This window comes from Pseudomonas fragi (assembly GCF_900105835.1).
In the GTDB taxonomy this organism is placed as follows: Bacteria; Pseudomonadota; Gammaproteobacteria; order Pseudomonadales; family Pseudomonadaceae; genus Aquipseudomonas; species Aquipseudomonas fragi.
In genome coordinates this window covers 3,240,188-3,258,984 of sequence record NZ_LT629783.1, presented here as the reverse complement: position 1 = coordinate 3,258,984, position 18,797 = coordinate 3,240,188, and the positions used below count along the sequence as shown (strand labels likewise).

Sequence of the window (18,797 nt, the reverse complement as noted above, 5' to 3'; positions counted from 1 at the left end):
GGGGTTGCCGTTGAAACTGCTGATTCTCGATCGGGACGGGGTGATCAATTTTGACTCCGACGCTTACATCAAGTCAGTCGAGGAGTGGATTCCACTGCCCGGCGCGATTGAGGCCATTGCGCAGTTGAGCAAGGCCGGCTGGACGGTCGCCATCGCGACCAACCAGTCCGGCATTGCCCGCGGCTACTATGATGTCGCCACCCTGGACGCCATGCACGCCCGTTTACGGGCGCTGGTGGCGGAGCAGGGTGGTGAGGTCGGATTGATTGTCTATTGCCCACACGGGCCCGACGAGGGGTGCGCGTGCCGCAAGCCCAAACCGGGCATGTTGCAAACGATTGCCAAGCATTACGGCGCTGATTTGGCCCAATGTTGGTTCGTAGGTGACAGTTTGGGTGACTTGCAGGCTGCACAAGCCGTCGATTCTCAGCCAGTTTTGGTAAAAACCGGAAAGGGCCTACAAACATTGGCCAAGTCATTGCCGGTTAATACCCTAATATTTGACGATCTGGCGGCAGTTGCCGCAGAACTTATCCACAAATAGAGCATCTTCGAACACCAGCCTGCCCCCTGTGCGCAGGCCTGTCAGGTGATGCTTTATCCGCAACGGTAAAAGTCGCTATGTCGATACTGCAGGCCATCAGAACCTTCTTCTTTTACCTGCTGCTGGGCACCAGCTCTCTGCTGTGGTGCTCGCTGAGCTTTTTTGTCGCTCCATTTTTGCCGTTCCGTGCGCGCTACCGGTTTATCAACGTTTACTGGTGCCGCTGCGCACTGTGGCTGACACGGGTGTTCCTGAACATTGATGTGCGGGTTACGGGCGCGGAAAACATCCCGCAACAACCCTGCGTGATTCTGGCCAACCACCAAAGTACCTGGGAGACATTTTTTCTCTCGGCCTACTTTCAACCGTTGAGCCAGGTGCTCAAGCGTGAGCTGCTGTATGTGCCTTTCTTTGGCTGGGCGATGGCGATGCTGCGTCCGATTGCCATCGACCGCGATAACCCGAAGGCGGCGCTCAAGCACATTGCCAAAAAGGGTGATGAGCTGCTCAAGGACAACATCTGGGTGCTGATCTTCCCGGAAGGCACCCGCGTGCCCTTTGGCCAGGTCGGTAAATTCTCCCGTGGTGGCACGGCTCTGGCAGTCAACGCCGAGCTGCCGGTACTACCGATTGCCCACAACGCGGGCAAGTTCTGGCCAAAGACCGGCTGGGCCAAAAAGCCCGGCACCATCGAGCTGGTGATTGGCGAACCGATGTACGCCAACGGTACAGGCCCACGGGCTATTGCCGAGCTGAATGACCGGGTACAGGCCTGGAACGAACAGGCTCAACGTGACATGGGTTCGCTGCCTCCAGTGACTGAACCTGCTGAAACGATTGGCAGCTAAGAAAATGTGGATAACTTGTGCACAAGTTTTTGTTTTTTGCTGAAAAACAGACGTAAGCTTATGATTTGCATGCTTATTTCAGACTGTTACTTTTCACCGAAAAACGTGCATAAGTTTTTCTAAGCACACAAAAAAACCGGCTTATATCAGCCGGTTTTTTTGTGTCTTATACAAAGCTGTGGGGCGTGCTGTTTAGACTTTGTCGATATCCACGTTCCTGGTTTCCTTGAGGCACAGCATACCCACCACCAGGCTGACCCCGGTAATCACCACCGGGTACCACAGGCCATAGAAGATATCCCCGGTGTACACCACCAGCGCAAACGACACGGTGGGCAGGAAACCACCGAACCAGCCGTTGCCGATATGGTAGGGCAGGGACATCGAGGTGTAGCGGATACGGGTCGGGAACAGCTCGACCATCACGGCAGCCAATGGGCCATAGGTCATGGTGGCAATCAGGGTCAGCAGTACCATCATCAGCACCACCATCGGCTGGTTCACCGAACTCGAGTCTGCCTTGGCCGGGTAGCCTGCTTCGGTCACTGCAGCGCGCATGGCCGCTTCGTCAAAACCGCTGATTTTCTGCTCACCCACCGATACCTGTACTTCTGTGCCGGGTGCAGCCGCTTGCGAGGTGTAGGGCAAGCCCTGTTTAACCAGGAAGGTTTTGACCTTGTCACACGGGCTGTCAAAGCGCGCCTTGCCCACCGGGTCAAACTGGAAGGTGCAGGTGGCCGGATCGGCCATCACCACAATCGGTGACTGGCGGCTGGCGGTATCGATTTGCGGGTTGGCGTAATGACTCAATGCTTTGAACAGCGGGAAGTACAGCACCGTGGCCAGCAACAGGCCCAGCATCAGGATCGGCTTGCGCCCCACACGGTCAGACAGCCAGCCGAAGAAAATAAAGAACGGCGCACCAATCACCACGCTGATGATCAGTAACAGGTTGGCTTGGGCCGGGTCCATCTTGAGCATCTGCGTCAGGAAAAATAGCACATAGAACTGCGCGGTATAGAAGGTCACCGCTTGTCCGGCGTTGATACCGAACAGGGCAATCAGCACGATCTTGAGGTTTTCCCATTTACCGAACGATTCGCGGATCGGCGACTTGCTGGTTTTGCCCTCGGCCTTCATTTTTACGAAAGCAGGCGACTCGTGCATGCTCATGCGGATCCAGGTCGAGATGCCTAGCAGCACGATGGACAACAGGAACGGCAGGCGCCAGCCCCAGACTTCAAACTGGTCGCCGGTCAGGTAGCGGCAACTCAGAACCACCAGCAGCGACAACAACAAGCCCAGGGTGGCGGTGGACTGAATCCAACTGGTGTTGAAACCGCGTTTGCCGGGAGCGGCGTGTTCCGCAACATAAGTGGCCGCGCCACCATATTCACCGCCCAGCGCCAGCCCCTGGAGCATGCGCAATACCACGAGCATGATCGGGGCCGCGATGCCGATGCTGGCATAGGTCGGCAGCAGGCCGACAGCAAAGGTCGATAAACCCATCAGAATGATGGTCATGAGGAAGGTGTATTTGCGCCCGATCATGTCACCCAATCGGCCGAATACCAGTGCCCCGAACGGTCTGACCAAAAAGCCGGCGGCAAAGGCCATCAAGGCAAAAATAAACGCCGTGGTGTCGTTGACCCCAGCAAAGAACTGCTTGCTGAGCACGGTGGCCAAAGCGCCATACAAGAAAAAGTCATACCACTCGAAAACTGTCCCGAGGGATGACGCAAAAATGATCTTGCGCTCTTCGCGCCCGGTGCTTCCCTTGGCGGTAGCCGCCTGGTGTGCAATTGCGTCTGACATGTGCAAAGTCCTCGGCCCTGTGGGCCACAGTGATTATTGTTGTTGTCCACTGCCGGTCTCGGGTGACTGCGTCCGAGACCACGATCGCCCTCAGACGACCGGTATTGCTGCCGTGCGGTTAACCCCTGCAGTGTGCTGCGCGGTCTCAAGCGCTGACTGCAGAATCAACTGCGCGGCTTTTTCGCCAATCATCAGGGTCGGCGAACAGGTATTGCCCGACACGATGCTCGGCATGATCGATGCGTCCGCCACCCGCAAACCCGGTACGCCGTGGACACGCAATTGCGCATCGACCACAGCTTCGGCGTCATGCCCCATGCGACAAGTGCCCACGGGGTGAAAGATCGTCGTACCAATACGGGCGGCGGCGTCGTAAAGCTCTTGCTCGGTTTGCAGGTCCTTGCCTGGCAGGTATTCCTCGGGCGTAAAGGCCTGCAAGGCTGCGCTGGCCACGATGCGCCGGGTCAGGCGGATGGCATCGGCTGCGACTGTCAGGTCATCAGGGTGGCTCAGGTAATTGGGGTCGATCAGCGGCGCGTCATCCGGGTTGGCCGAGCGGATATCCACGCGCCCCCGGCTTTTTGGCCGCAGGTTGCAAACCGATGCGGTAAAGGCGGGGAAGGTGTGCAGCGGCTCACCAAAACGCTCAAGGGACAGCGGCTGGACGTGGTACTGCAAGTTGGCAGAGGGCTGCTCAGGATCGGATTTGACGAACGCACCCAGTTGGCTTGGCGCCATTGCCAATGGACCACTGCGGTCATAGGCATATCGCAGGCCCATGCCGACTTTGCCCCACAGACTATTGGCAACCTGATTGAGGGTGCGGGCCTTGGTCAGCTTGAAGATCAGCCGCAGTTGCAAATGGTCCTGCAGGTTACCGCCTACGCCGGGCAATTCGTGTTGCACAGTTATCCCCAGGCTTTCCAGCAGGGGCCGTGGGCCAATACCCGAGCGCTGCAGGATCCCTGGCGAGCCGATGGCGCCAGCGCACAGGATAATCTCGCGACCCGACGTGAAGGTATGCTGTGCACCTTGCCAACGCGCACTGACCTGGGTGGCCCGGCCGTTTTCAAGCAGCACCTTGTCGACCTGCACATCGGTCAGAACAGTCAGGTTGGGGCGCTTGAGTATCGGCCGCAGAAAAGCCTTGGAAGCATTCCAGCGCACACCGGCACGCTGGTTGACTTGAAAGTATCCACAGCCCTGATTGTCGCCACCGTTGAAATCATCGACGGTGGCAATCCCGCTTTGCGCGGCGGCGTCACGAAATGCGTCCAGAATCGGCCATGAGTAGCGCTGTTGCTCGACCCGCCACTCACCCTCGCTGCCATGCAGTTCAGAGTTGCCGGCAAAGTGCTTTTCACTGCGCTTGAACAGTGGCAGCACGTCATTCCAGGCCCAGCCCGGATTGCCCAGCTCGGCCCAACGGTCGTAATCACCTGCCTGGCCGCGCATGTAGATCATGCCGTTGATAGAAGAACAGCCACCCAGCACCTTACCCCGCGGATAGCTCAGGCTGCGACCTTGCAAGCCTGCCTGGGCCTCGGTCTTGAAGCACCAGTCGGTGCGCGGGTTACCAATGCAATACAGGTAGCCCACCGGAATATGGATCCACGGGTAGTTATCTTGCCCGCCCGCTTCGAGCAGCAATACGTTGTGACGTGGATCGGCAGACAGCCGATTCGCCAGCACGGAGCCTGCCGGCCCGGCGCCCACCACAATATAGTCATACACCTGATCGGCTGATGGCATTTAACACCTCGCGCCTTTTATTTATTGTTCTTGTCCTACACCATCCTATTGATTATTTTCGTGTTGCAAACGCGAGATTTCACCCATGCCATGTGCGTTTTTGCACAGCCAGCCGAAAGCCACGTCTGATGTAGCACTCGGGGAGTTGATCATGTTCGACTGGAATGACATGCGGTACTTCCTGGAGCTGCAGCGCAGCGGCCGCTTGCTGACCGCCGCCAAGCGCCTGAACACCACCCACAGCACCGTGGCGCGGCATATCGAGAGCATCGAGCAGCACCTGGGAGCAGCGTTGTTTGTACAGCATGCCCAGGGCTACGAACTGACCCCCGCCGGGCAAGCCTTGCTCAAACACGCCGAAGCGATGGAAAACGTCGCATTGCTGGCCCAGGAAGAAATCAACCAGTCCCTCACCCCCTTGGGCAAGATCCGCCTGGGTGTCACCGAGGGTATTGGCATCATGTTTATCGCCCCTCGGTTGCGGGGCTTGTTTGAACGTTATCCAGGGCTGGAAGTGGAACTGGTCGCGGTACCGCGCTTTGTCAGCATCCTCAATCGCGAGGCAGAAATCAGCATCCACCTGGACCGCCCCAACGCCGACCTGTTGATAACTCGCAAGCTCACCGACTACCGACTGGCGCTCTACGCCAGCCGTCTATATCTGGACAAGGCACCGCCTCTGACCAGCCGCGACGATCTGGCAAACCACTACTGGATCGGCTACGTCGACGACCTGTTATTCAGTCAGGAACTGCTGTTTCTCAACACCTTCTGCCGCACCCCGACCGTGACCTTTCGCAGCACCAGCGTGATTGCCCAGCAACAAGCCGCGCGAGCAGGGCTCGGTATTGCCGTGCTGCCCAACTATATGGCCGCTGACGACCCCGACCTGGTGCGCGTATTACCTGATGAATCTGTGCAACGCAGCTACTGGATCAGCACCCGCCGCGAACTGCACAAATCGGTAAGGTTGAGAGTGGTGTGGGATTATTTACTGGAGTTGTGTCGCGAGGAGAGGGCGGTGCTGCTGGCGCCGTAGTCATTTTTTAGCCATTAAAAAAGGCCAACGCTATGCGTTGGCCTTTTTGGGTACTGCGGGTCAAGCCTGGATCAGAAGTCCAGGTTGGACACTGCCAGTGCATTGCTCTCGATGAATTCACGACGTGGTTCTACAGCGTCGCCCATCAAGGTGTTGAAGATCTGATCGGCGCCGATCGCGTCTTCGATGGTAACTTTCAACATGCGACGCACGCTTGGGTCCATCGTGGTTTCCCAGAGCTGATCCGGGTTCATTTCACCCAGACCTTTGTAGCGCTGGATGGTGTGACGCTTGGTGCTTTCAGCCATCAACCAGTCCAGGGCTTCCTTGAACTCGGTCACTTGCTTGCGACGTTCGCCACGCTGGATGTACGCGCCTTCGTCCAGCAAGGTGCTCAGTTGAGCGCCCAGGGTCACAACGGTTTTGTAATCGTTGCTGCCAAAGAAGTCGCGGTTGAAGGTGATAAAGGTCGAGTGGCCGTGGGAGATCAGTTCGACCTCAGGCAACCAGACATTACGCTCACGGTCTTCACGCAGGCTGGCTTTGTAAACCAGACCCGATTTTTCAACCAGGCGCAGACGCTCTTCAAACTTGGCCATCCAGTCCTGCATGGCAGCGTGGTCGCCCAACTGCTCCAGGCTAACGGCTGGCAGGTAGATGAAGTGCTCGGTCAGCTCCTGTGGGTACAGGCGCGACAAACGCTTGAGGGTCTTCATCACCATGCGGAAGTCGTACACCAGACGCTCCAACGCCTCACCGGAGATGCCAGGGGCATCTTCGTTCAGGTGCAGGCTGGCATCTTCAAGAGCCGACTGGGTCATGTACTCTTCCATGGCCTCGTCGTCTTTGATGTACTGCTCTTGCTTGCCCTTCTTAACTTTGTACAACGGCGGCTGAGCGATGTAGATGTAGCCACGCTCGATCAGCTCCGGCAACTGACGGAAGAAGAAGGTCAGCAGCAGAGTACGGATGTGCGAACCGTCGACGTCAGCATCGGTCATGATGATGATGTTGTGATAGCGCAGTTTGTCGATGTTGTACTCTTCGCGGCCGATACCGCAGCCCAGTGCCGTGATCAAGGTGCCAACTTCTTGCGAAGAGATCATCTTGTCGAAGCGAGCTTTTTCGACGTTGAGGATTTTACCTTTCAACGGCAGGATGGCCTGGGTGCGACGGTTGCGTCCCTGCTTGGCGGAGCCGCCAGCAGAGTCACCTTCCACCAGGTACAGTTCGGACAATGCCGGGTCTTTTTCCTGGCAATCGGCCAGCTTGCCCGGCAGGCCTGCGATGTCCAGCGCGCCTTTACGACGGGTCATCTCACGGGCTTTACGCGCGGCTTCACGAGCGCGGGCAGCGTCGATCATCTTGCCGACGATCAGCTTGGCTTCGTTCGGGTGTTCCAGCAGGAAGTCGGAGAAGAACTTGCCCATTTCCTGTTCAACAGCGGTCTTCACTTCGGAAGACACCAGCTTGTCTTTGGTCTGGGAGCTGAACTTCGGATCCGGTACTTTCACCGAGATGATTGCAGTCAGGCCTTCACGCGCGTCATCACCGGTGGTGGCAACCTTGTGCTTTTTGGCCAGGCCTTCAGCTTCGATGTAGGTGTTGAGGTTTCGCGTCAGGGCAGAGCGGAAGCCCACCAGGTGGGTGCCGCCATCGCGCTGTGGAATGTTGTTGGTGAAGCACAACAGGTTCTCGTTGAAGCTGTCGTTCCACTGCAGGGCGATTTCTACACCGATGCCGTCTTCACGCTGAACATTGAAGTGGAACACCTGGTTAACAGGGTTCTTGTTGGTGTTCAGGTAATCAACGAATGCACGCAGGCCGCCTTCGTACTTGAACAGCTCTTCCTTGCCGCTGCGCTCGTCCTTGAGGACGATACCTACACCGGAGTTGAGGAAGGACAGTTCACGAATCCGCTTGGCCAGGATATCCCAGCTGAAGTGGATGTTCTTGAAGGTTTCAGCCGAAGGCTTGAAGTGGATCTGCGTACCCGTGGTTTCGCTTTCACCCACAATAGCCATAGGCGCCTGAGGAACACCGTGGACGTAGGTCTGTTCCCAGATCTTGCCGCTGCGACGTACCGTCAGGACCAGCAGTTCGGACAAGGCGTTTACCACCGAAACACCTACACCGTGCAAGCCGCCGGATACTTTGTAGGAGTTGTCATCGAACTTACCGCCGGCGTGCAGCACGGTCATGATGACCTCGGCTGCAGATACGCCTTCTTCTTTATGCACGTCCACCGGAATACCGCGGCCGTTGTCGCGCACGGTAATGGACTCGTCCGGGTGGATCGTGATGGTGATGTCGTCGCAATGGCCAGCCAGCGCTTCGTCGATGGAGTTGTCGACTACTTCGAACACCATATGGTGCAGACCGCTGCCATCGTCAGTATCACCAATGTACATACCGGGACGTTTGCGTACGGCATCAAGGCCTTTCAGCACTTTAATGCTCGTTGAGTCGTACGTGTTTTCTTCGCTCAATGCCTTCACTCCCGATGGTCGTGGGTCTGGGTGATACAGCCCTGTTCCACGTGGAACAGGGCAACTGGCGTTTCCGTCTGCCAGCCTTCCCTCAATAATTCGTGGTCTACACAGGTAATGAATACCTGGCAGCGTAAGTCTTCCAACAAGCGACACAATGCGTTGCGATGCTGCTCGTCCAGTTCGGACGGCAAGTCATCCACCAGATAAATACATTGGCCACGCCGGGCCTGGCTGACCAAGTGCCCTTGGGCAATGCGCAACGCGCAGACCACCAACTTCTGCTGCCCCCGCGACAAGATATCGGCGGCGTTGTTTGCACCCAGCTTAAGGCGCAAATCAGCACGTTGTGGCCCTGCCTGGGTATGACCCATTTGCTGGTCCCGGTGGACAGACGCGGCGAGTACAGCACTCAGCTCACGGTCTTTGTCCCAACCACGGTAATAGCTCAGCGTTAACCCTTCGAGATCAAGCAACTCGCTCAGGGTCTGCTCAAAGACTGGTTTCAAGGCTTTGATATAGGCGCGGCGGTATTCATCAATTTCAGCACTGGCCAGGCACAGTTCCCGGTCCCAGGCCGCTTGCGAAACGGCGTCAAGTGTACCATGCCGCAGCCATGAGTTCCGCTGCCGCAGGGCCTTCTGTAGCCGCTGCCAGGTCGACATGAACCGCGGCTCGACATGGAACACGCCCCAGTCGAGAAACTGCCTGCGGATCTTGGGGGCCCCTTCAAGGAGACGGAAGCTGTCCGGGTTGATCAATTGCAGCGGCAGGATCTCGGCCAGTTGCGCAGCACTGCGCGCATTCTGGCCGTCGATACGAATCTGGAACTCCCCCTGGCGATCCCGCGAGATCCCCAGCGCGCTGTGCCCGCCTTCAGCCAGTTCGACCTGACCAAACACTGTACAGCTCTGCTGCTCGTGCTGAATCACGGGGTTGAGCCGCACACTGCGAAACGAACGCGCCAGCCCCAGCAGATGGACAGCTTCCAGCACGCTGGTTTTTCCGCTGCCGTTGGCGCCGTACAGGATATTGATGCGAGGGGAAGGGGAGAAGGTCACCGGGTGCAGGTTACGCACCCCGGTGACTGTGACACGGCTGAGGGACATCTAGCGTGGGCTGTGCATAAGTTACAGGCGCATCGGCATGACAACGTAAGCCGAGTCGTCGTTATCCGACTCCTGGACCAGGGCGCTGCTGTTGGAGTCCGACAGGATCAGACGCACTTGTTCAGTGGTCATGACGCCCAGCACGTCCAGCAGGTAGCTCACGTTGAAGCCGATTTCCAGCGAGCCGCCGTTGTAGTCGACGCCCACTTCTTCTTCAGCTTCTTCCTGCTCCGGGTTGTTGGCCTGGATTTTAAGCTGGCCATTGGCCAGTTGCAGGCGAATACCACGGTACTTCTCGTTGGACAGGATCGCGGTACGGCTGAATGCTTCACGCAGTGCCTGACGGTCACCGATCACCACCTTGTCACCGCCTTTAGGCAGCACGCGCTCGTAGTCCGGGAACTTGCCGTCTACCAGCTTGGAGGTAAAGGTGAACTCACCGGTGGTGGCACGGATATGGTGTGCGCCCAATACGATGCTCACTTCGCCGTCCGGCTCGGTCAGCAGGCGCGCCAGCTCAAGGATGCCCTTGCGCGGTACGATCACTTGATGACGGTCGGGCTGGCCGATATCGGCTTTCATCGAGCACATGGCCAGACGGTGACCGTCGGTCGCCACGGCGCGGATGATGCCGGCCGATACTTCCAGCAGCATGCCATTGAGGTAGTAACGAACGTCCTGTTGCGCCATCGCAAAGCTGGTGCGCTCGATCAAGCGACGCAGTTTGCTTTGCTGCAGGCTGCAGGTCAGCGAGCCCGGGCCTTCTTCAACCGTCGGGAAATCGTTGGCTGGCAGGGTCGACAGGGTAAAACGGCTACGGCCTGCCTTGACTACCAGTTTGTTGTCATCGAGTTTGATATCGATCAGGGCATCGTTGGGCAGGCTTTTGCAGATATCCATCAGCTTGCGCGCAGGCACAGTGATTTCGCCTGGTTCAGCCGGCTCTTCAAGTTGCACACGACCAACCAGCTCGACCTCAAGGTCGGTACCGGTCAGCGACAGTTGCTGGCCTTCGACAACCAACAGCACGTTGGACAATACCGGCAAGGTCTGGCGGCGTTCAACTACGCCGGCGACCAGTTGCAGGGGTTTCAACAGGGCTTCGCGTTGAATGGTGAAATGCATGGTCTAGTCCCTTGCCTTAATAAGCTGCGCTGGTGTCATCAGGTTGTCAGAGTTCGCAGCAGGTTCTTGTAGTCCTCACGGATGTCCGCGTCGGATTCCTTGAGTTCGTTGATCTTGCGGCATGCGTGCAAAACCGTAGTGTGATCACGACCGCCAAACACGTCGCCGATTTCCGGCAGGCTGTGGTTGGTCAGTTCTTTGGACAGTGCCATCGCGACCTGGCGTGGTCGCGCTACCGAGCGCGAGCGGCGCTTGGACAGCAAGTCCGAAATCTTGATCTTGTAGTACTCGGCCACCGTACGCTGGATGTTATCCACAGAGACGAGTTTATCTTGCAGCGCCAGCAAGTCCTTCAGCGACTCGCGAATCAACTCGATGGTGATGTCGCGGCCCATAAAGTGCGAGTGGGCAATAACGCGCTTGAGCGCGCCTTCGAGCTCACGCACGTTGGAGCGAATACGCTGGGCGATAAAGAAGGCTGCATCGTGGGGCAGGTCGACCTTGGCCTGATCGGCCTTCTTCATCAGGATCGCTACGCGGGTCTCAAGCTCCGGCGGTTCGACGGCAACCGTCAAGCCCCAGCCAAAACGCGACTTGAGACGCTCTTCGAGGCCTTCGATCTCTTTAGGGTAGCGGTCACTGGTCAGAATCACTTGCTGACCACCTTCAAGCAGGGCGTTGAAGGTGTGGAAGAACTCTTCCTGGGACCGTTCCTTGCGCGCAAAGAATTGAATGTCATCGATCAGCAAGGCATCCACCGAACGGTAGAAGCGCTTGAACTCGTTGATGGCATTGAGCTGCAGGGCTTTGACCATATCCGCTACAAAACGCTCGGAATGCAGGTACACGACCTTGGCATTCGGGTTTTTCTTCAGCAGGTGGTTACCCACCGCGTGCATCAAGTGAGTCTTACCCAGACCTACGCCGCCATAAAGGAAGAGCGGGTTGTAACCGTGCTTGGGGTTGTCTGCCACCTGCCACGCCGCAGCGCGAGCCAGTTGGTTGGACTTGCCCTCAACGAAGTTTTCGAAGGTAAAGGTGCGGTTCAGGTAGCTGGTGTGCTTGAGCGCACCTTCAACCTGGACGGTGCGCTGCTCGGCACGCACAGGCGCTTGCTGCGAGCTGGCGCCGGCCATCGGATCGAAGCTGGCGCGCGAAGGCTCTTCACTGGCGGCCTCGGCCTGCTTTGGAGCAGGGGCGGGCGCCGCTGTAGCCGTTGGCGCAGGAGCGCTCGGCGCCGGGGCCTGTTGGGAGGCCGCTGCAGCCAGAGGCGCATTGGGCGCAGCACGAGGCGCCGAGCTGCGTTTGCTGCCTATTAACAAGGACAACGCTGGCGCCATGCCATTGCTGTGCTCATTAAGCAGTTCAAGCAAACGGCTCAAGTACTTTTCGTTGACCCAGTCGAGAACGAATCGGTTGGGTGCATACACACGCAACTCGTCGCCTTCGGCTTCGACCTGTAGTGGACGGATCCAGGTGTTGAATTGCTGGGCAGGCAGCTCATCGCGCAAAAGCTCCACGCACTGCTGCCAAAGTTCCACTGACACGGATATCCCCTAAGTTGAAAGCCGGTGAGGCAAAAACAGGCGCCATTGTAGCGACCGCGGTCGCACTTATCCACATGTAGCTGCGCTGCATATAGGGGGTTAACCGGCTTTTTGCTGTGAACAAAGCGACAAATGGTATGTGCATAAGGTCTGTGGATAAGCGGGCCTGAGCTCGTTGCACAAGTGGGGGTAAAACTCTGTGCATAACCCGCCTGTGGATAAAGAGCCCTTTCATGCACAGCTTATCCGCGTGCGCAGCACAGGCAAAGCACCGCTTGTGGACAACCTTTCTGATCTCTGAAAACCTTGCTGTACAAGGGCTGCATAGAGTTATCCACAGATAACTGGCTCTATAAAAGTAGTAAGTTCTTTAAAAGAGCTTTAAATACTTCGTTTTTTTATTTCTATAGTTGGCAGGCACCAGGCAGGTGTAAAACGGCAAACATCTATTTAGCAGTAAACGTTGGTTGGAAATTGACCTATCGGCTTGCATTCTCTAGAATCGCCGGTCTCTTAAAACGGGGGCCATTCCGGCCCGTTGTGGACGAACCAGGTAGCACGACATGAAACGTACTTTCCAACCAAGCACTATCAAACGCGCCCGCACTCACGGTTTCCGTGCTCGCATGGCTACTAAAAACGGCCGTGCAGTCCTGTCGCGTCGCCGCGCCAAAGGCCGTGCACGTCTGGCAGTTTGATAATCAGACAATGGTGGTGAGTCAGGACTTCAGTCGGGAAAAGCGGTTACTCACTCCCCGACATTTCAAGGCAGTCTTTGACTCCCCCACCGGCAAGGTTCCGGGGAAAAATCTCCTGCTCCTTGCGCGTAGCAACGATCTTGATCACCCCCGCCTGGGGTTAGTGATCGGGAAAAAGAGCGTAAAGCTCTCCGTTGAGCGCAATCGCCTTAAGCGTTTGATGCGTGAATCGTTTCGTCTCCACCAGGATTTACTGGTTGGTTGGGATATCGTTATCGTCGCGCGCAAAGGTTTGGGTGACGTAGAGAACCCCGAATTGATTCAGCATTTCGGCAAACTCTGGAAGCGTCTGGCCCGTAACACGCCAGTTCCAGCGGTTAAAACCGAAACTGTAGGGGTAGGCAGTCCTGATGCGTAAACTGGCACTCGTTCCGATCCAGTTTTATCGCTATGCCATTAGTCCTTTGATGGCCAGCCACTGCCGTTTCTACCCCAGTTGTTCCTGCTACGCGTTGGAAGCCATCGAAAATCATGGCCTTCTGCGCGGCGGCTGGCTGACCTTTCGTCGTTTAGGTCGCTGTCACCCGTGGAATCCCGGTGGTTACGACCCGGTTCCGCCTATCCCTACCTCCCGTTCTTCTTGATGGCCGAGTAATCATGGATATTAAACGCACGATCCTGATCGTCGCTCTCGCAGTCGTGTCCTACGTTATGGTTCTGAAATGGAACCAGGACTACGGCCAAGCTGCCCTGCCGACTCAGAATGTTGCCGCCAGCACCACCGCGCCGGCTTTGCCCGACACGGTTTCAGGTAACAACGCTTCGAACAGTGCCGATGTACCCAGCGCCAATACTGATACCAGCACACCGACTGAAACCCCGGTGGCTGCAAGCAAAGACCTCATCCATGTAAAAACGGATGTTCTGGATATCGCGATTGATCCACAGGGTGGCGACATTGCCCAGCTGCGTCTGCCGCTGTACCCACGTCGCCAGGATCACCCGGATGTTCCTTTCCAGTTGTTCGATAACGGCAACGAACGCACCTATCTGGCACAAAGTGGCCTGACAGGCGTTGATGGCCCGGACGCCCGTCCGTCAGGTCGTCCTGTTTTCAGCACTGAGAAAAAGACCTACGAACTGGCCCCAGGCCAGGATCAACTGGTTGTTGACCTGAAATTCAGCGAAAACGGCATCAACTACATCAAGCGCTTCACGCTCAAGCGTGGTTTGTACGATGTACAAGTCAGCTATCTGATTGATAACGAGAGCGGCAAGCCGTGGAACGGCAACCTGTTCGCGCAATTGAAGCGTGACGCCAGTTCCGATCCTTCTTCCAGCACCGCCACCGGCACTGCGACTTACCTGGGCGCAGCCCTGTGGACAAGTGCAGAGCCGTACAAAAAAGTGTCGATGAAAGATATCGACAAGGCTCAGCTGAAAGAAACCGTACAAGGCGGCTGGGTTGCCTGGTTGCAGCACTACTTTGTGACCGCGTGGATCCCTCAGAAAGGCGATAACAACGTCGTTCAGACCCGCAAAGACAACCAGGGCAACTACATCATCGGTTTCACTGGCCCAACCTTGACCGTTGAGCCGGGCAAAACCGCTGAAACCAGCGCTACCCTGTACGCCGGTCCGAAAAGCCAGGGTGTACTCAAAGAGTTGTCCCCAGGCCTGGAACTGACCGTCGACTACGGCATCCTGTGGTTCATTGCCCAGCCTATTTTCTGGCTGCTGCAACATATCCACAGCCTGGTCGGTAACTGGGGCTGGTCGATCATCTTCCTGACCATGCTGATCAAGGGGATCTTCTTCCCTCTGTCGGCCGCCAGCTACAAGTCGATGGCTCGCATGCGCGCTGTGGCACCAAAACTGGCCGCTCTGAAAGAGCAGTTCGGTGATGACCGCCAGAAAATGTCGCAAGCGATGATGGAGCTGTACAAGAAAGAGAAGATCAATCCACTGGGCGGCTGCTTGCCGATCCTGGTGCAGATGCCGGTCTTCCTGTCCTTGTACTGGGTACTTCTGGAAAGTGTTGAAATGCGCCAGGCGCCGTTCATGCTCTGGATTACCGACCTGTCGATCAAGGACCCGTTCTTCATTCTGCCGATCATCATGGGCGCAACCATGTTCATCCAGCAGCGTCTGAACCCGACTCCGCCGGACCCGATGCAGGCCAAGGTGATGAAGCTGATGCCAATCATCTTCACCTTCTTCTTCCTGTGGTTCCCGGCTGGTCTGGTGCTGTACTGGGTTGTGAACAACTGCCTGTCCATCGCTCAACAGTGGTACATCACGCGTAAAGTCGAAGCGGCTACCAAAAAAGTCGCTGAGTAACTTACTCTGATAAGCACCACTCAAAACGCCCCCTAGTGGGGCGTTTTGCTATCCGTCACTTTTGTTTTGAGGCCTGTTTATGAGTGTTCCGGCTGAGACCATTGCCGCAGTAGCGACCGCCCAAGGCCGAGGTGGTGTGGGGATCGTACGTATTTCCGGGCCGCTCGCCCGTGTTGCGGCCAAAGCGTTCAGTGAACGCGAACTGAAACCGCGCTATGCCCATTACGGCCCTTTTTACGGCGAAAACCGTGAAGTGCTCGATGAAGGCATTGCGCTGTATTTCCCGGGCCCGAACTCCTTTACCGGCGAAGACGTGCTTGAACTGCAGGGCCACGGCGGCCCGATCGTTCTCGACATGCTGCTGCAGCGCTGCATCCAGCTGGGCTGCCGACTGGCACGCCCCGGGGAATTCAGTGAGCGGGCATTTTTGAATGACAAGCTCGACCTGGCCCAGGCCGAGGCGATTGCCGACCTGATCGAGGCAAGTTCTGCACAGGCTGCACGTAATGCATTGCGCTCCCTGCAGGGGGCTTTCTCTCAACGTGTGCATAACTTGACCGAGCAATTGATCAGTTTGCGTATCTATGTCGAAGCCGCGATTGATTTCCCGGAAGAAGAAATCGACTTTTTGGCCGATGGCCATGTGCTCGGTATGCTCGACAAGGTGCGCGAAGAGTTATCCACAGTTCAGCGCGAAGCCGGGCAGGGGGCCTTGCTGCGCGACGGCATGACCGTGGTGATTGCCGGGCGGCCCAATGCTGGCAAGTCGAGCCTGCTCAATGCCCTGGCCGGTCGTGAAGCGGCAATCGTGACCGAGATCGCCGGCACTACCCGTGATGTGTTGCGCGAACATATCCACATCGATGGCATGCCGTTGCACGTGGTCGACACTGCCGGCCTGCGCGACACCGACGACCATGTGGAAAAAATCGGCGTGCAGCGGGCACTCAAGGCTATTGGCGAGGCTGATCGGGTGTTGCTGGTGGTCGATGCCACGGCGCCTGAAGCGGATGACCCGTTTACCCTGTGGCCAGAGTTTCTGGAACAGCGCCCGGATCCGGCGAAAGTGACCTTGATCCGCAACAAGGCGGATCTGAGCGGTGAGAACATTGCCCTGGAAGTCAGCGAAGATGGCCATGTCACCATCAGCCTGAGTGCCAGATCCACAGAAGGGCTGGACTTGCTGCGCGAACACCTCAAGGCCTGCATGGGCTATGAGCAGACCTCGGAGAGCAGCTTCAGCGCACGCCGACGCCATCTGGAGGCACTGCAGCACGCCAGCCATGCACTTGAGCACGGCAGGGCACAATTGACCCTGGCGGGTGCAGGGGAGCTACTGGCCGAAGATTTGCGCCAGGCGCAACATTCCCTTGGCGAAATTACCGGGGCGTTCAGCTCGGATGACCTGCTGGGGCGGATTTTCTCCAGCTTCTGCATCGGCAAATAATCCCTCAACCTTGTAGGAGCGGGCTTGCTCGCGATTGGATCGCCGTGGTGTGACAGGTACACCGCGTCACTGCCATCGCGAGCAAGCCCGCTCCCACAAGTCTTGCACTATAATTTTGCGGTACACATTCACACGAGGTATTAGTCCAATGCGCAATTGATGCCGCCGCGATGCTTGCGGCCAGTTCTTCATTCCCCTGCAACAGGGGGTAGATCTGTGCATCTTTGGAGTGCGTATGGCTCTCGTGACCTGTGTGACGCTGGAAAGCGTTTCTTATCATCTGCCCGGTGGCAGTTGCCTGTTTTCCGATCTTGATCTGCACCTCGACCAGCGCCGCACCGGCCTGGTGGGTAGAAATGGTGTGGGTAAAAGCATATTGGCTCAGCTGATCGCCGGAGATATTTCCCCCTCAAGAGGCCGCTGCATTCGCAACGGCTCTGTGCATTACCTGGCTCAGCAAATCAGTCCGGATCCTGAACAGACCGTTGCCAGCCTCGCCGGTGTGCAACCCATCCTTGCCGCGCTTGAGCGCATTGAGCAAGGCAGCAGCGCGCAAGCGGACTTTGACTGCGTCGGTGATCGCTGGGCTATCCGCCAGCAATTGCACGATCAACTTGGGCACAACAACCTTTCACATCTGACACCCTCCACACCTGTCTCAAGCCTGAGCGGTGGCGAAGCCATGCGCGTGGCACTGATGGGCGCCCTTATGTCTGAAGCCGACCTGCTGATCCTGGATGAACCGACTAATCATCTGGATCGACAACACCGCATGACGCTTTATGAGCAGTTAGAGCGGTGGACCAACGGCTTGCTGGTCATCAGCCATGATCGCGACTTGCTCGAACGGATGGAGCGCATCCTTGAGCTTTCATCCTTGGGGCTCACCGGCTATGGCGGTGGTTACTCGTTTTATGCACTGGCCAGGGCCCAGCAAGGGGAGGCAGCGCAACATCAACTGGCCTTGGCCAGGCTTGAGCGCAAGCGGCAGGAACAGGTATTGCGTGAGCAAAGGGAAAGCCTTGAGCGCAGACAATCGCGGGGTAACAAGCAGGCCAGCGAGGCCAATCAGGCAAAAATCCTGCTGGGACGTCAAAAGGAGCGTAGCCAGGCCAGTAGCGGCAAAATGCGCATGCAACAGGATGCGGCGCGTGAGCTGTTGGATACTCAAGTTCGCCTGGCCGCGAACCGGGTTGAAGAGCAGCAGGCTATCTTTGTCCATCCACCTCAAGACTGTTTGACTACACCGGTGCAAATTGCAGAATTGATCAATGCGCGCCTGCCCCAGGGTGCAGAACATTTGCGCGCCATCGATCTGACCCTTACCCGTGGCCAGCGGGTGGCTTTGCTGGGACCGAACGGTTGCGGCAAATCGACATTGCTCAGGGTGCTGGCCGGGCAACTGCCGGTTGTTTCGGGCCGGGCACATACCTTCGTCAGCACCGCTTATCTGGATCAGAACCTGGAGATATTGGCAGCTGATCGCTCAGTTCTTGATCAATTGCAGTCTCTCAACCGGCAACTCAATGAAGGCCAATTGCGTACCCGGCTGGCGCAATTGGGCCTCAATGCCGATCAGGTCTGCATGCCATGCGGGGAGCTCAGTGGTGGTGAAAGATTGAAAGCCGCGATGGCCTGCGTATTTTATGCTCAGGTGCCACCACCGCTGCTGTTACTCGATGAACCCGCCAATCATCTGGATTTGCCTTCGATTCTGGCACTTCAAAGCATGCTCAATCAGTACCGGGGAACGCTGGTGGTCACTTCTCACGATGAGCTGTTTATCACGGCAATCGGAATGACCCACAAGCTCCAGGCATCATCCACAGGCTGGCTGAAAACTGCTGTGTAAGCCTGCCGGCCTCTACCGTTTATCACTTCAATCACCGACCGATCATCCGACCGCTTGCTGGAATGCGCCTGCAAGCGGTTTTCGGCTGCCTGTTTATGGGCCCTGAAACGCTCAAACACGGGAATAAGCCCTGTGCATAACTGCCCTTCAGGTCAGTGGGTAAGTAGGCATGAAAACTGAAGATAACCACCC

The 18,797-nt window shown here is 57.1% G+C and carries 15 protein-coding genes; 9 read left to right on the top strand and 6 right to left on the bottom strand.

Annotation, left to right across the window (positions count from 1 at the left end; genetic code table 11):
• Positions 1 to 4: 4 nt before the first annotated feature.
• A complete protein-coding gene (gene gmhB / locus BLU25_RS14815) occupies positions 5 to 544 on the top strand; it encodes a D-glycero-beta-D-manno-heptose 1,7-bisphosphate 7-phosphatase (RefSeq protein ID WP_016782856.1) in 540 nt (179 codons plus the stop codon).
• A gap of 77 nt (positions 545 to 621) precedes the next feature.
• The gene (locus tag BLU25_RS14810) at positions 622 to 1,392 is read left to right on the top strand and encodes a lysophospholipid acyltransferase family protein (RefSeq protein ID WP_016782857.1); all 771 of its coding nucleotides are present in this window, start codon (positions 622 to 624) and stop codon (positions 1,390 to 1,392) included.
• Positions 1,393 to 1,584: 192 nt separating this feature from the next.
• On the opposite strand, the gene BLU25_RS14805 is transcribed toward BLU25_RS14810, so the two are convergent.
• Complete coding sequence (locus tag BLU25_RS14805) at positions 1,585 to 3,207, bottom strand: MFS transporter (protein WP_016782858.1); 1,623 nt, start codon at positions 3,205 to 3,207, stop codon at positions 1,585 to 1,587.
• 90 nt (positions 3,208 to 3,297) lie between these two features.
• Complete coding sequence (locus tag BLU25_RS14800; RefSeq protein WP_016782859.1) at positions 3,298 to 4,959, bottom strand: GMC family oxidoreductase; 1,662 nt, start codon at positions 4,957 to 4,959, stop codon at positions 3,298 to 3,300.
• A gap of 151 nt (positions 4,960 to 5,110) precedes the next feature.
• Here BLU25_RS14800 and BLU25_RS14795 point away from each other — a divergent pair, with 151 nt between their 5' ends.
• On the top strand, positions 5,111 to 5,998 hold the full coding sequence (locus BLU25_RS14795) for a LysR family transcriptional regulator (protein ID WP_029611652.1): 888 nt from the start codon (positions 5,111 to 5,113) through the stop codon (positions 5,996 to 5,998).
• A 71-nt stretch (positions 5,999 to 6,069) separates the two neighbouring features.
• Here the strand turns inward: BLU25_RS14795 and gyrB are convergent, their stop codons facing one another.
• The 4 genes from gyrB to dnaA are packed head-to-tail and all read right to left on the bottom strand — an operon-like array spanning position 6,070 to position 12,268.
• On the bottom strand, positions 6,070 to 8,487 hold the full coding sequence (gene gyrB / locus BLU25_RS14790; RefSeq protein WP_016782862.1) for a DNA topoisomerase (ATP-hydrolyzing) subunit B: 2,418 nt from the start codon (positions 8,485 to 8,487) through the stop codon (positions 6,070 to 6,072).
• A 5-nt stretch (positions 8,488 to 8,492) separates the two neighbouring features.
• Entirely contained in the window at positions 8,493 to 9,596 is a 1,104-nt protein-coding gene (gene recF / locus BLU25_RS14785; protein ID WP_016782863.1) for a DNA replication/repair protein RecF, read from the bottom strand.
• Between the two features lie 21 nt (positions 9,597 to 9,617).
• Positions 9,618 to 10,721 (bottom strand): DNA polymerase III subunit beta, encoded by a 1,104-nt coding sequence (gene dnaN, locus BLU25_RS14780; RefSeq protein ID WP_016782864.1) that lies wholly within the window; start codon positions 10,719 to 10,721, stop codon positions 9,618 to 9,620.
• A 38-nt stretch (positions 10,722 to 10,759) separates the two neighbouring features.
• Positions 10,760 to 12,268: a chromosomal replication initiator protein DnaA gene (gene dnaA, locus BLU25_RS14775; protein ID WP_083369697.1), complete on the bottom strand. Its 1,509-nt coding sequence runs from the start codon at positions 12,266 to 12,268 to the stop codon at positions 10,760 to 10,762.
• A gap of 563 nt (positions 12,269 to 12,831) precedes the next feature.
• Between dnaA and rpmH the strand changes: the two genes are divergently transcribed.
• From rpmH to BLU25_RS14745, 6 genes are all read left to right on the top strand, one after another.
• The gene (gene rpmH / locus BLU25_RS14770) at positions 12,832 to 12,966 is read left to right on the top strand and encodes a 50S ribosomal protein L34 (protein WP_003213577.1); all 135 of its coding nucleotides are present in this window, start codon (positions 12,832 to 12,834) and stop codon (positions 12,964 to 12,966) included.
• Between the two features lie 16 nt (positions 12,967 to 12,982).
• Complete coding sequence (gene rnpA / locus BLU25_RS14765; RefSeq protein ID WP_019828646.1) at positions 12,983 to 13,384, top strand: ribonuclease P protein component; 402 nt, start codon at positions 12,983 to 12,985, stop codon at positions 13,382 to 13,384.
• Positions 13,377 to 13,610 carry a membrane protein insertion efficiency factor YidD gene (gene yidD, locus BLU25_RS14760; protein ID WP_019828647.1) on the top strand — a complete coding sequence of 78 codons (234 nt, stop codon included), beginning with the start codon at positions 13,377 to 13,379 and terminating at the stop codon, positions 13,608 to 13,610. The genes rnpA and yidD overlap by 8 nt, the downstream gene beginning before the upstream one ends.
• Positions 13,611 to 13,623: 13 nt before the next feature.
• Positions 13,624 to 15,306, top strand: coding sequence for a membrane protein insertase YidC (gene yidC / locus BLU25_RS14755; RefSeq protein ID WP_016782866.1), 1,683 nt, complete (start codon positions 13,624 to 13,626; stop codon positions 15,304 to 15,306).
• 79 nt (positions 15,307 to 15,385) lie between these two features.
• Positions 15,386 to 16,753 carry a tRNA uridine-5-carboxymethylaminomethyl(34) synthesis GTPase MnmE gene (gene mnmE, locus BLU25_RS14750; RefSeq protein ID WP_016782867.1) on the top strand — a complete coding sequence of 456 codons (1,368 nt, stop codon included), beginning with the start codon at positions 15,386 to 15,388 and terminating at the stop codon, positions 16,751 to 16,753.
• 235 nt (positions 16,754 to 16,988) lie between these two features.
• Complete coding sequence (locus BLU25_RS14745) at positions 16,989 to 18,605, top strand: ABC-F family ATP-binding cassette domain-containing protein (protein ID WP_016782868.1); 1,617 nt, start codon at positions 16,989 to 16,991, stop codon at positions 18,603 to 18,605.
• Positions 18,606 to 18,797 lie beyond the last annotated feature (192 nt).